The 13,480-nt window shown below is 60.2% G+C and carries 10 protein-coding genes; 4 read left to right on the top strand and 6 right to left on the bottom strand.

Annotated elements, in window-relative coordinates; genetic code table 11:
- Nucleotides 1-60: 60 nt before the first annotated feature.
- Both BMY06_RS22410 and BMY06_RS22405 read right to left on the bottom strand, forming a co-directional pair.
- Nucleotides 61-2,340 carry an FdhF/YdeP family oxidoreductase gene (locus tag BMY06_RS22410; RefSeq protein ID WP_074985308.1) on the bottom strand — a complete coding sequence of 760 codons (2,280 nt, stop codon included), beginning with the start codon at nt 2,338-2,340 and terminating at the stop codon, nt 61-63.
- 400 nt (nt 2,341-2,740) lie between these two features.
- Nucleotides 2,741-5,068, bottom strand: a complete 2,328-nt coding sequence (locus tag BMY06_RS22405) for an FdhF/YdeP family oxidoreductase (protein WP_074985306.1) — start codon at nt 5,066-5,068, stop codon at nt 2,741-2,743.
- Between the two features lie 202 nt (nt 5,069-5,270).
- Here BMY06_RS22405 and BMY06_RS22400 point away from each other — a divergent pair, with 202 nt between their 5' ends.
- On the top strand, nt 5,271-6,695 hold the full coding sequence (locus BMY06_RS22400) for an aminotransferase-like domain-containing protein (protein WP_074985304.1): 1,425 nt from the start codon (nt 5,271-5,273) through the stop codon (nt 6,693-6,695).
- Between the two features lie 14 nt (nt 6,696-6,709).
- Here the strand turns inward: BMY06_RS22400 and BMY06_RS22395 are convergent, their stop codons facing one another.
- The 3 genes from BMY06_RS22395 to BMY06_RS22385 form a co-directional block, all read right to left on the bottom strand.
- Nucleotides 6,710-7,738: a sensor domain-containing diguanylate cyclase gene (locus tag BMY06_RS22395; protein WP_231957531.1), complete on the bottom strand. Its 1,029-nt coding sequence runs from the start codon at nt 7,736-7,738 to the stop codon at nt 6,710-6,712.
- Nucleotides 7,739-7,874: 136 nt separating this feature from the next.
- Entirely contained in the window at nt 7,875-8,144 is a 270-nt protein-coding gene (locus BMY06_RS22390; RefSeq protein ID WP_124263213.1) for a hypothetical protein, read from the bottom strand.
- A gap of 55 nt (nt 8,145-8,199) precedes the next feature.
- Nucleotides 8,200-9,117, bottom strand: coding sequence for a LysR family transcriptional regulator (locus BMY06_RS22385; RefSeq protein WP_074985556.1), 918 nt, complete (start codon nt 9,115-9,117; stop codon nt 8,200-8,202).
- A 502-nt stretch (nt 9,118-9,619) separates the two neighbouring features.
- On the opposite strand from BMY06_RS22385, the gene BMY06_RS22380 reads away from it, so the two are divergent.
- Nucleotides 9,620-9,934, top strand: a complete 315-nt coding sequence (locus tag BMY06_RS22380; protein ID WP_244144283.1) for a TraR/DksA family transcriptional regulator — start codon at nt 9,620-9,622, stop codon at nt 9,932-9,934.
- 93 nt (nt 9,935-10,027) lie between these two features.
- On the opposite strand, the gene BMY06_RS22375 is transcribed toward BMY06_RS22380, so the two are convergent.
- Complete coding sequence (locus BMY06_RS22375; RefSeq protein ID WP_074985298.1) at nt 10,028-10,249, bottom strand: hypothetical protein; 222 nt, start codon at nt 10,247-10,249, stop codon at nt 10,028-10,030.
- 206 nt (nt 10,250-10,455) lie between these two features.
- Here BMY06_RS22375 and BMY06_RS22370 point away from each other — a divergent pair, with 206 nt between their 5' ends.
- Together BMY06_RS22370 and BMY06_RS22365 are read left to right on the top strand one after the other, a co-directional pair.
- Complete coding sequence (locus BMY06_RS22370; RefSeq protein WP_065059715.1) at nt 10,456-11,244, top strand: COG4705 family protein; 789 nt, start codon at nt 10,456-10,458, stop codon at nt 11,242-11,244.
- A gap of 377 nt (nt 11,245-11,621) precedes the next feature.
- Nucleotides 11,622-13,451: a S10 family serine carboxypeptidase-like protein gene (locus BMY06_RS22365; RefSeq protein WP_065059714.1), complete on the top strand. Its 1,830-nt coding sequence runs from the start codon at nt 11,622-11,624 to the stop codon at nt 13,449-13,451.
- Nucleotides 13,452-13,480: the final 29 nt, after the last annotated feature.

Here is a 13,480-nt window from a genome sequence, read left to right as displayed (position 1 = left end):
CATGCGCATGCCCAGAGCGGCCGGACGCGGCTGCGCGGCGCCCGGCGGCATTGCACACAACTAATTTCCCGCCGCGCGCACGACGTGTACTGGCACGGATTTATACGAGGGCGTGCCACTTTCCTTGTCGATGTAGTCGAGCGGAACGAGCACATTGGCTTCAGGATAGTACGCAGCGACAGAACCACGCGCGATGCTGTACACAATCGCCGTGATGTTCTTCAGACGAAGCGTGCGTCCCGATGACGTGACGGTTTCGATATCGACCTGATCGCCGTGCTCGATGCCGTAAGCCGCCATATCGTCGGCGTTCATGAAGAGCACGTCGCGGCGGCCAAACACGCCGCGATAGCGGTCGTCCATTGCGTAGATCGTCGTGTTGTACTGGTCGTGGCTGCGTATCGTGATGAGCCGCAACACGTTTTGAGCGCCGAGCACGTCGGCGTCTTCCTTCACGCCGCCATACACCGAGAACACGGCTTTGCCCGAGGGCGTGTGCCATTGCCGTTCGGTGGGCGGCAGCGGCAGACGGAAACCGCCCGGCGCGCGGATGCGCCGATTGAAGTCCTCGAAGCCCGGCACGGTGCGCTCGATGAGATCGCGAATCTTGTCATAATCGGCGATCAGTTCCATCCACGGCACTTTGGTATGGGGCAGCGTGGCGCGCGCCATGCCGGCCACGATGGCGGGCTCGGAGCGCAGCTGGTCGGACGCGGGCGTGAGCTTGCCCGCCGACGCATGCACCATCGACATCGAATCTTCCACCGTGATCGATTGGCGCCCGCTGCTTTGCATGTCGAGCTCCGTGCGGCCGAGACACGGAAACAGATAGGTTTCCTTCGACACCAGCAAATGCGTGCGATTGAGTTTCGTGCCGATATGCACGCCGAGGTCGAGCGAGGCCATCGCAGGAAACGATTGCTCGGCGTCGGGCAACGCCACCGCGAAATTGCCGCCGAGGCACAGCAGCGCCTTGGCCTTGCCGTCGATCATCGCCTGCATGGCTTGCACCGCGTCGTGACCGTGGCCGGCGGGCGGCGTGAAGCCACAGGCGTCTTCGATCAGCTTGAGAAAGGCTGGCGACGGCTTTTCGGTAATGCCCACCGTGCGATTGCCTTGCACATTCGAATGGCCGCGCAGCGGACATATACCCGCGCCGGGCTTGCCGAAATTGCCGCGCATCAGCAGCAGGTCGGCGATCAGGCGCACGTTGGCCGTGCCCTTGTTGTGCTGCGTGACCCCCATGCCATACGTGACGATGGTGGCATTCGATTTTGCGTAGGCAATCGCCACGTGTTCGAGATCGGCCCGCGCGAGGCCGCTGGCTTTCTCGATGTCGTCCCACGTGGTCGCCTCGAGGTCTGCCGCGAAAGCATCGAAATTGTCGGTATGTTGCGCGATGAACGCATTATCGAGCACGCCGCTTTGCTCCGCTTCCATTTGCAGCAGCGCTTTCATTACGCCTTTGAGCGCGGCGGCGTCGCCGCCCGCATCGACCTGGAAGTACGTCGAGGCGATGCGCGTCGAGCCGAAGGTCGCCATTTCGATCATGCTTTGCGGATCGGCGAAACGTTCGAGCGCGCGTTCGCGCAGCGGATTGAACACGATGATGGGCACGTTGCGGCGCGCGGCCTCGTGCAGCGTACCCATCATGCGTGGATGATTCGTGCCGGGATTATGACCAATGGAAATAATCAGTTCGGTCGAATCGAAATCGTCGAGCGATACCGTGCCTTTGCCGATCCCAATTGATTGCGGCAGGCCAACGCTGGTCGGCTCGTGACACATATTCGAGCAATCGGGAAAATTGTTGGTACCGAATTCACGCGCGAACAATTGATAAAGAAATGCGGCTTCGTTCGATGCGCGTCCCGACGTATAAAACTCCACCTGATCCGGCGAAAGCGAACGCAGAATTTCGCCGATGCGCGCGAAGGCGTCTTCCCAGTCGACGGGGCGGAATGTATCCGTCGCGCGATCGTAGACGAGCGGATGGGTGAGCCGCCCCATGTCTTCGAGTTCGTAATCGGTCTTTTGCAGCAGCGAGCTGACGGTATTGGCCGCGAAGAATTCAGGCGTGACGCGTTTGCTGGTGGCCTCCCAGGTGACCGCTTTCGCGCCGTTTTCGCAGAACTGAAACGTCGATCGGTGCTCCTTGTCGGGCCACGCACAGCCGGGGCAGTCGAAGCCGTCGGGCTGGTTGGTCCGCATCAGCGTGATGGGCGCCTCGATGCTTTCCATCTGGTCGTGAATCGCCTGCGCCGTGGCCTTGAGCGCGCCCCAGCCGCCCGCCGGTCCGGTGTAGGGATGGACGCCTGGCACATCGCGTAGTTTCGTCATAGGAAACTCCATTCGGTGTTTCGCTTACGCGCCGAAGTCGCCGAGCATGACGGCGCCGCAACCGCATCGCGATGAAAGCTCATCCCCGTTATCAGGATTCAGTTTAGGAAATCCCGATATGGAGACAAGAATGAAATACTCCGATTCGCCTTGCTTGACTCGCCGATTCCGTTGCGTTGTGTTTAATTGAATATATCGATTTCCAATGACGAATGTGCGCTTCAAAATGGTGAATTCGACCGAAGCGGCTTGCAAGCAGAGGGAATTGAAGCGTGCCATTCTATTCTAGAGATGAGCATTCAGGGCGTGAACGTGTACTGGCCGATATTAGCTATCGGCGCACGCATTGGGCGCGTTCGTGCATCATGAAAACTGGAAAAGCGATGAACACACATGCGCTTTAGAAAGCGGGCAGTTCCGCGGGCTCGGAGGAAGCGTGCAACAGCACGGGAATCGACTTGGAAGTCGGCGTGTTGCAGACGTCGCCCACGCTCGCGAGTGGCACGAGCGGATTGGTTTCGGGGTAATACGCACCAATACAGCCACGCGGAATATCGTATTCCACGAGGCGGAAATGATCGGCGCGGCGCGCGATGCCGTCCTCCCAGACGGTGCTCATATCGACCCAGTCGCCATTCTTGAAGCCCAGCATCGCGATATCGGCGGGGTTGATGAACACCACGCGGCGCTGGCCAAATACGCCGCGATAACGGTCGTCCAGCGCGTAGACCGTGGTGTTGTACTGGTCGTGCGAACGCGTCGTCATCAGCGTCATCAGGCGGTCGCCGTGCTGCGCCTTCGCGCGCGCGATCGGCGTGTCCTGCTGCACCGCGTGCACGATGAAATTCGCTTTGCCGGTGTCGGTTTTCCAGTCGCGCTCGCGCGAGGCAACGCGCAGATGAAAGCCGCCGGGGTGCTGGATGCGTTCGTTGTACCGGTCGAAACCTTCGATAGTCTGCTCGATCGCGTCGCGCACTTTGGCGTAGTCGTTCGCATAGCCGAGCCAATCCACTTTGCCGTCGCCGAGCGTGGCGTGGGCGATATTCGCCACGATCGCCGTTTCCGACATCAGGTTCGGCGAGGCCGGCTTGTTCATGCCGTAAGAGATATGCACCATGCTCATCGAATCCTCGACCGTCACGCCTTGCGCGACGCCGTTCTGCATGTCGATTTCGGTGCGCCCGAGCGTCGGCAGAATGAGGGCGCGCTCGCCATGCACGAGGTGGCTGCGATTGAGCTTGGTGGTGATGTGAACGGTGAGTCTGCACGAGCGCAGGCCGTCGAAGGTGCGCAGCGTGTCCGGCGTCGCCATCGCGAAGTTGCCGCCAAGGCCGATGAACACCTTGAGGCGGCCTTCGATCATGTGCTCGACCGTTTCCACGACGTCGAGTCCATGCTCGCGCGGCGGCGCGAAATCAAAAACTTTGCCGAGACGATCGAGAAACGCTTGCGAAGGCTTTTCCTCGATGCCGACGGTGCGGTTGCCCTGCACGTTCGAATGGCCGCGCACGGGGCACAAGCCCGCGCCCTCGCGGCCGATATTGCCGCGCATCATCAGCAGATTCGAGAGCAGATGCACGGTTTGCACCGAGTGCTTGTGCTGCGTGATGCCCATGCCCCACGTAGCAATCACACGTTTGCCGTTCGCATAGACGCGAGCAAGGCCTTCGATATCTTCGCGCGCCACGCCCGATTCCGCTTCGAGCAGCGGCCAGCTTTCGTTGCGCAGCTCTTCGGCGAAGGCCGCGAAGCCCAGCGTGTGCTCGCGGATAAAGTCGATATCGAGCACGCGTTCCGTGCCGTTTTCGAGCGCTTCGTCGTCGAGTTCGATCAGCCGCTTGGCCACGCCTTTAATCAGCGCGAAGTCGCCGCCGAGTTTCGGTTGAATGAACATCGACGCAATTTTCGTGCTGCCGAACGTGATCATTTCCAACGGATGCTGCGGGCTCGTGAAGCGTTCGAGACCACGCTCGCGCAGCGGATTCACCGACACGATCGTCGCGCCGCGCCGCGAAGCCTCGCGCAATTCGCCGAGCATGCGCGGGTGATTCGTCGCCGGATTCTGGCCGAAGATCATGATGGTGTCGGCGGCTTCGAAATCGTCGAGCGTGACCGTGCCTTTGCCGATGCCCACCGTCGTCGGCAGGCCGCGGCTGGTCGCTTCGTGACACATATTCGAGCAATCAGGAAAATTGTTGGTGCCGAACATCCGCACGAACAGCTGATAGACGAACGCGGCTTCGTTGCTCGCGCGGCCCGAGGTGTAGAACGCGGCTTCGTCGGGCGAATCGAGCGCGTTCAATTGTTCGGCGATCAGCGCGAAGGCGTCGTGCCATGCGATGGGCTGGTAGCGGTCAGTGATCGCGTCGTAGACCATCGGTTCGGTGAGGCGGCCGTGCTGTTCAAGTTCGTAATCGGTCTGCTTCATCAGCGACTCGACAGTGTGCTTCGCAAAGAAGTCCGGCGTGACGCGTTTGCTCGTGGCTTCGGCGGCCACGGCTTTCACGCCGTTTTCACAGAACTCGAATGTCGAGGCGTGCTCGCGGTCGGGCCATGCGCAGCCGGGACAGTCGAAGCCATCCGGTTGATTCTGTTTGAACAGCGTGCGGTAATTGCCGCCCGATACACGCTCCTTGATCAGATTGATGGCGACATATTTGAGTGCGCCCCAACCCGCGGCGGGGTGGTGATACGCCTCGATTTTTCCCTTTGATTTCGCCTTGTCCATTGCCCTTCGCTCCGTTGACGTTGCGCGGCCCCGGGGTCGATCCGCGAGGCGTCAAGCGCGCTAACTGCATAGCCGAAAGCGTAAAAGGTCAGGGCGATGTGCATGACGCACAAAATCCATTCAGCACTTAGAGTACAGTTGCGCCGCGCCGCCGCATTACACTGCGCGAGGCGCGTTGTGAGCGTCTACCGGGGAGAAGGCAGTGAAACTCTATGAAAAGCTCGCGGACGACATTGAAACGTTGATCCGCAAGGGCGTGTACCGGCCGGGTGATCGCGTGCCGTCGGTGCGCCAGGCGAGCCAGCAGCACCGCATCAGCATTACTACCGTGATTCGCGCGTATCTGCGGCTGGAGAGCCGTGGCGTGCTCGAAAGCCGTCCGCAATCGGGCTATTTCGTGAGCGTGCGCGTGAGCGAAGGCAGTGTGCAATCCGATGAATTGCGTCCGAGCCAGCCGATTGCCGTGTCGGCCACGGTGGACGTGAGCCGCCTCGTGCTCTCGACGCTACGCTCGATCGGCGCCGACGATGCCGTGCCGCTTGGCTCGCCGTATCCCGATCCGTTCTTGTTTCCGTATGAAAAGATCAATCGCTATGCGTCGGCCGTTGGGCGCAGGAAGGCGTTGTGGGGTGTGAACAACGCCTTGCCGCCGGGAAGCCCGGAGTTGCTTCGGCAAATTGCCCGGCGCTATCTCGAGAATGGCATGGCGGTGGACCCCAACGAGATCATCGTGACCGTGGGCGCGACCGAAGCCATGAATTTATGTTTGCAGGCCGTGGCGAAACCGGGCGACGTGATTGCCGTGGAATCGCCCACGTTCTACGCGATGCTGCACGCCATCGAGCGATCGGGCATGAAGGCGATCGAGGTCGCGACGCATCCCGAGTACGGCATGGACGTAGACGCGCTCGCGAAGATTCTCGAAACGGAAAAAGTGGCCGCCTGCATGGTGATGCCGAATTTCCAGAATCCGCTCGGCTTTCTGATGCCTGACGAACGCAAGCGCGAACTCGTCGAACTGCTCGCCAAAGCGGAGATTCCGGTGATCGAAAACGGCGTTTACAACGAGCTGTATTTTGGCGACTCGCATCCCACTACGCTGAAATCGTATGATAAACAAGGCATGGTGCTGCATTGCGGATCGTTTTCGAAAAGCCTCACCGCCGCGTATCGGATTGGCTGGGCGTTGCCGGGACGTTATCGCGATCAGGTCGAGAAACTGAAATTCCTGAATACGCTGACGACCTCGGTCGTTCCGCAACTCGCAATCGCCGAATATCTCGAACGCGACGGCTATGAGCATCATTTGCGGCGCGTTCGCAAGAATTACGCGCAGCAGGCCAATCTGATGAAGGCGATGGTCACGCGTTTCTTTCCGGCCGGCACGCGCATGTCGAGTCCGGCGGGCGGTTATGTGCTGTGGATTGAGCTGCCCGCGAAAGTCGATTCAATGAAGCTTTATCAGCTTGCACTGGCGCAGGGCATTACGATCGGGCCGGGCTATATGTTTTCGGTTTCGAACCATTATCGCAACTTCATTCGCCTCAACTACAGCAGCCCGTGGTCGCCGGAAATCGAACAGGCGATCATCACGGTCGGCAAGCTCGCGGCGTTTTGCGCAAAGTGAGCGCGCCGACCGGCTTAATGGATGACGACCGCATTGCGGCCCGCGTGCTTCGCGCGGTAAAGCGCGAGGTCGGCGGCGGCGAACGCAGCCTGGCTGTTTGCGCCTTCCAGCGCCGAGCGCTGCGTGAGCGCCGCGCCGACGCTCACGGTCACCACGCCCGCCGTGGAGTGCCGGTGCGCAATATCCAGTTGCATGACGCCACGCCGCAATTTTTCGAGGATGGCAGGCACCTCGCCGCGCGGCTGCCCGCTGAGCAGCATGCCGAATTCCTCGCCGCCCATACGACCCGCGATGACCTGATATTCGTCCGCCACGTCTTGCAGAACCGCGGCGACTTTCTGCAGACAGACGTCGCCCGCCGGATGACCGTAGGTGTCGTTGAATTGCTTGAACCAGTCGATATCGACCATGACGGCGGTGAGCCAGTCGCCGGGCTGGGCGTCGTGCCATTTCTGGCGAATGCTCTCCAGCATGAAGCGCCGGTTGAACAGGCGTGTCACGGGGTCGGTGGCGGTCGCGCAGCGTAGCTTCAGATCGTTCTCGATCATCGCGCGCAAATGCTCGAATACGTCGCGATGCGCGTCGGTCAGCAGGCGCGGTTCGGGGTCCATCGCACAGAGCGCGCCCACACGCTCGCCACCGGGCGCATGCAGCGGAATGGCCGCATAGAAGCGCACGAACGGCGCGTTGCTGACCAGCAGGCATTGCGTGAAGCGCGGGTCGCCGCGCGTGTCTTCCACCACGAACAACTGGTCGGATTCGATCACGTAGTTACTCAACGACTGCTTGCGCGGCACGGGATGCAGCACCACGCCGGCTTCGGCGCGATAGTGCTGATGCTCGGCGTCGAGCAGCAGTACCGCGGTGATCGACGCACCCGTGACGGTCTTGAGAATGGCAGCGGCGTGACGGAAACACTCGCGCATGACCTGATCGTCGTGCAGGAGCCACTCGATAATCGGCGAGTCGCCGGACTCGCTAGCGCCAGTAAATTCCGCGCCGGTGAGGGCGGCGGCGAGGCGTTCGTCAGGGGAAAAGGCCAATGCGGGTTCCGTGGTGTGCCGTCAAGCACGGGTCAACGGCATTTTCCACGCAAACTTGAGTGCCCGAGTGCGGCGGACGTGTAAAAAATACGTGCCGAACCACGTTGATTCATATGATGAAATGCTGCGCGCGATGCTATTTGTGGATCATCGCCATGACCAGGAAGTGAAACGGCAGGGTCAGCAGGACGGTGGCGCCAAAACCGATGCCCCAGAGAATGGCAATCCACTTCAGATCGTGCAGAAAGCGCTGGCGGCGATTCCGCGACTCACGTTTCATGGCCGACTCCCTTTGAAGGTCTGCAGGGGCATTATGGCATTGCCCTGCGCCGACGATCAATACGCGGTTCAGGGCGATGCACACGAGCGAAACGGAGCGGAAGACGGCAACCTTCAATGCAATCACTATTTGCATTCCTGATTAATTGATCAGGTTGCCGCTTTCCGGGTCGCATGATTTATCAGACTTCCGCTTTCTCGCGGTGCTCGAATGTCTCGGCCATAAAATCCTTCAACGTATCGACGATTTTGCGCACGCGCGCCGGTACGGGCCGTTGTGGACGAATCAGCAGATTGAGCGCGAGCGCCGGCACTTCCCAGGCGGGCAGCACATGCGCGAGACGACCTGCTTCGATGGCGGCGGTGGCCGCCGGTTCCTCCAGCACGCACAAGCCCGCGCCCGCAAGCACCATTTCGTACATCGGCCGCCAATGCGTGGTCTTGATCGTCGTGCGGATCGGCACGCTGTCGACGATGTCGCTGTCGAGCGCGAGCGGCAACTGGTTGGCGTCGAACGTGCCTTTCACGCGAATGAAATTGTGCTCCGCGAGTTGGGCCGGCGATTCGATGGCCGTGTGCCGCTCAAGATAGTCGGGCGAGGCCACCAGCAGACGGCGGATCTGACCGAGCGGCCAAGCAATATACGCGCCGTCCGCAAGTGGTCCGACGCGAAACGAAATATCCACGCCTTCGGTCACGAGATCGGCGATCTTGTCGTTCAGCACCAGTTCGATATCGAGGCGCGGATACAGATCGCGCACGCGTTTCAATCCTTCCGGCAAGATCGTTTCACCGAGGCAGTGCGGCGCAGCAATGCGGATCGTGCCCTTGACAATGTGCTCGTCGTTGGCCACTTCCGCTAATACCTGCTCCACGGCGCCGAGCACGAATTTGCTGCGTTCGAGAAAGAGGATGCCTTCCGGCGTACATTGAAACGTACGCGCATTGCGCAGCAGCAATTGGCAGCCGAGATACTTCTCCAGCCGTTCGATCCGTTCGCTCACGGCAGGCTGACCGATGTCCAGATCGCGCGCGGCGCCCGACATGCTGCCGCGTTCGACCACTCTCACGTAGATCCGCATGGCTTCCAGCAGGTTCACGCGCCGCTCCTTGCCGTTTGCGGCGACAAGGCGCGCGTGCGCGCCGGCCATCGGCACCATTGACACCATCGACAGATCGATCCTTTCATTCGTTGCGCTCCTGATTCGGGGCGTCGCGCGACTGGATGCGACGCCATCATGTGTCACAGGTTAAAAGGACACAGTGAGTCGCGGAATGCACAAATCCGGGCGGTTGATGAGAGTACAGTTTGAACGGCGGCTTTTGCAGCTTTGCGTCGAGGCTCAGCGCTTTATATGCCGGGTGCTATGCTCGATCAGCGAATCAAGCGGCGTATGTGCAGTGCGTGTTCATCGATTGAAAGCAATTTGTAGGATGAATTTCGGCTATGGATCAGTCGAATGGATGGCCGCGTAGTGAGCGCGCCGTTCAATCGCGTGACGCACTAAACCACCGCCTTGGTCTTTTCTTCGGAGAATCGACATGACCGGACAGACACTGAGCGCAGCGTTCATCGAAGAGCAACGCAAGCGCTTGCTGGAGATGCAACGCGACGTGCTGGGCAGCGAGGAAAACACCATTGGCGCGGAACGCGACAGGGAAGAAGCGACTGGTGCGGAGGCCGAGGAATACGAAGACGACGCCCAGAAGATGGAGCAGGATATCGCGAATCAGGCGCTGCGCAATGTGAATCAGCAGCGTATTGCCGATATTCAACGCGCGCTGGAAAAAATCGCCGACGGCACGTATGGCTTTTCCGATGAGAGCGGCGATCCCATTCCCATCGAGCGGCTGAAAGCGCTGCCCGAAGCGGTAGTGACGGTGCAGGAGCAAAGTGTGCGCGACGCCCGGCAGTAAGTGCCGTCGGAAACCGTTCGCACGGATGTTGGGGCTGGCGGGATCGAGACGTCGCGCAAGACCGCGTGGTCTCGAACCGCTCAGGTCAGCGTGTCAGGCGACCGCGCTGACCGGCTCGTCAAACAGTTCGAGCAACTCTTGCATGGTTGCTCGCGGCGCCGCTCGCCAGAGTGCGCCATAGACGATCTCGCTGTATAGCTCGATGCCTTCGGGGGAACGTGCATCGATCTGTCGTGACTCCACCACAAGGTCGAACAGTTTCGTTGCGGTGCGGATGATGCTGCCAGCTTGTGTGTGGGCGATTGTTGTATTCATCACTGCACGTATCGGCAAATAAATCGAAAACTTGAGCCTGCCGGTGGTTTCGGCCTATTCGAAACAGCGACCTTTCTTCGTGTCAAGATAATCGTCTCGCATCGACGACTGCAATGATGACTCTGCCTTGCCGTAAGGTTCTCTTAAGTCGGGCCCCTATAGCTTAGAGCGTTTCCATGGACGTTGCGTCCGCCTGGAGGCTCCTCTTGACTACCACCACCGAGAAACCGCTGCTGGAAGCGGCAAGCAAGGTTCCGGCTCTCACGCTGGGCTTCTGGATCATCAAGATCGCTGCAACCACGCTGGGCGAGACGGGCGGCGACTGGGTCACCATGTCGTTGAATCTCGGTTATCTCGTGGGCACGCTGATTTTTCTCGCGGCATTCGTCGTGCTCGTTTCCGCGCAGGTACGCGCGTATCAATTCAGCGCTGCGCTTTACTGGGCCACGATTGTGGCGACCACGACGCTGGGCACGACGCTCGCCGACTTCTGCGATCGCTCGCTCGGCATCGGCTATCCGGGCGGCGTGGCGATTATCGTGGCGCTGCTCGTCTTGAGTCTCGCGATCTGGTATCGCAGCGAAGGCACCGTGTCGATCGAGAGCGTGAATACGCCCCGCGTCGAATGGTTTTACTGGACCACGATTCTCTTTTCGCAAACGCTCGGCACCGCGCTCGGCGACTGGGTTGCGGGCGACGATCGCGGTGGCCTCGGTCTCGGCTTCGAAGTCGGTGCGGCCATCTTCGGCGCGGCGCTGGTCGTCGTGGGATTGTTGTGGCTGTGGCGTGGCGTGTCGCGCACCGCGTTGTTCTGGGCCGCATTCGTGCTGACGCGCCCGCTTGGCGCGACGCTCGGTGATCTGCTCGACAAACCGGTGGCGCAAGGCGGCCTGCATTTTAGCCGGCTGTACGCTTCCGTCATTTTGCTGGTCTTTATCGTGCTTTGCGTGGCCTTCATTCCGCAGCGTGCCGCAAACCGTTCTCCCTCTGCGTAATTCTTTCCTCCTCGCGGTCCGCTTTTCGCTGTTCGATCCCATCGTTACCGCCATGCGCATTCACGGCGCATGGCGCGAATCTACGCCTTGACAAAGCCCCCTGGTGCCTTCTATTTTTCCCTTGCCATCCTCATTACAAAATATTTCATCCGGGGAAGATTTCCACAGGCAATGACCTTGCCCGTGCTATGCATTGCAGATGCATAGTATTCCTGATGATATTCAATTCAATTAATTGAATGAATAGCGTCAGGGATGGAAAGCCGAATGTCAGCCGCCGCGCACCGCTCGCTTCCATGCGAATACGAGGCGCCTCTCACACGCCTGCCGGGCGCAGGCGGCTTTCGCGTAGCGCATTGATATTCGAAGGGGCAATAATGAAATCAGACGGCAGCTCCGGCTTGCTTCACTCCCGTATTTTTGCCATGCGCAGTGCGAGCGCGTTATGTATCGCCGCGCTGATGCTCGCGGGATGCGGCGGCGATAGTGGTTCGGGTGCATCCGCAACGGCCTTTAAACAGGTGTCGGCGAATGCGCAGGATGCAAGCCAATCTTCCGCGGCCAACCGGCCTTATTCCGATCCCGTTGCGTATTCGCTCAACGCGGGCGACGGCCTCGCGCCGACGCAAGTCGCGGAACGGTCCGCGGTCATGCATTACCAGTGGACCTCGGGCAGCACCACGATCAACTACACCACGACAACCGGCCACTTAACGGCGCGAGATACAAAAGGCAATGCTGAAGCGAGCATGTCTTACGTGGCGTACACCGCGCCGAGCACCAACGGTTCGCCGCGCCCCGTGACCTTCGTGTATAACGGCGGCCCGGGTTCGTCGTCGATCTGGCTGCGGCTCGGTTCGTTCGCGCCCACGCGCGTGGCCACGCCCGATCCGCTCATGACGAACTGGCCGAATTATCCGCTCGTCGATAATACGGAAAGCCTGATCGACACCACGGACATGGTCTTTATCGATCCGCCGGGAACGGGTTTGTCGGAAGCGATTCTGCCGAATACGAACCAGAAGTTCTGGGGCTGCGATCCGGACGTGAACGTCATGCGCGATTTCATTCAGCGCTATCTGGCGGTGAACAATCGCAGCGCGTCGCCTATATATCTTTACGGCGAATCGTACGGTACGCCGCGGACGGACATGCTCGCGCTTGCGCTGGAGGCGTCGGGCGTGAAATTGACGGGCATCGTGCTGCAATCGGCAATTCTCAACTATTACGCCGATGCCATCGAAGCCACGGCGATCGAGAATTCCACCGCGGGTTTGGCGCTCGACACCGATACGCTCGCGGGCTATTACCCCGGCTACGCGGAAGTGGCGGCGTATTTCAATCTGGCTTCACCACGTCTGATCGATCAGGGACTGTTCGCGCAGCAATCGGAAATTTTCGCAACCGGCCAGTACAACCATTTCAAGAAGTACGCGCAAACCTGGGTGTTGAGTCAGTTGGGCATTCCCGATGCGCTGGGCACACCGGTCTTGCCGCCCACGCGCACACTGGAGTCGTGGCAGTGGCCGTCGAGTCTGACGATGCAGGGCTTGCAGGGTTACTTCAATACGAACCCCTTTAACAACGCGATGATTCCCGGCACCACGATCGGCCGTTACGACGGACGTGTTTCGCTGCCGAATTCCGATCCGCGTCTGCAGGCCGATAGCGACCCGTCGGATATTCTGATTTCGCAGCCGTTCACCACCGCGCTCGCGACGCAGATGCCCGATTATCTCGGCTACACCGCGCCGAACGCGACCTATATGCCGCTGAACGACGCGATCATTCAGGTCTGGGATTTTTCGCACGACGGCGAGACCTTGCCGGACACCTTGCCCGATCTGGTCGGCGCGATCAAACTGAATCCGAACTTGAAGGTGCTCTCGGAGAACGGCTATCACGATCTCGCGACGCCGTTCTTCAATACGGAAAAGCAGCTCGCGCGATTGCAGACGGTGGCGGGTTTGAGCCCGAATTTGCAGGTGAATTTTTTCCCCGGCGGCCACATGATTTATCTCGACGACGTTGCGCGGCCGAAAATGAAAGCCGATCTGGTCAATTACTACGCGGGGCAGCCGATTCCTTTGGCGCTCTCGCTCTGGACGTTGCCCGCGCCGTGGTCGGATGAAAGTTCAGGCAGTACCCCGACTACCACGGCCACAACGACGGCTACCGAAACGGCGCAAACCGCTACGTTGCAGTAACGCTCAGCACCGGTCGTCGGCGCGCACGC

This window comes from Paraburkholderia tropica (genome assembly GCF_900109265.1).
In the GTDB taxonomy this organism is placed as follows: Bacteria; Pseudomonadota; Gammaproteobacteria; order Burkholderiales; family Burkholderiaceae; genus Paraburkholderia; species Paraburkholderia tropica.
Note: the sequence above shows the minus strand (reverse complement) of the source record. Positions and strands in the feature narration are given on the sequence as shown.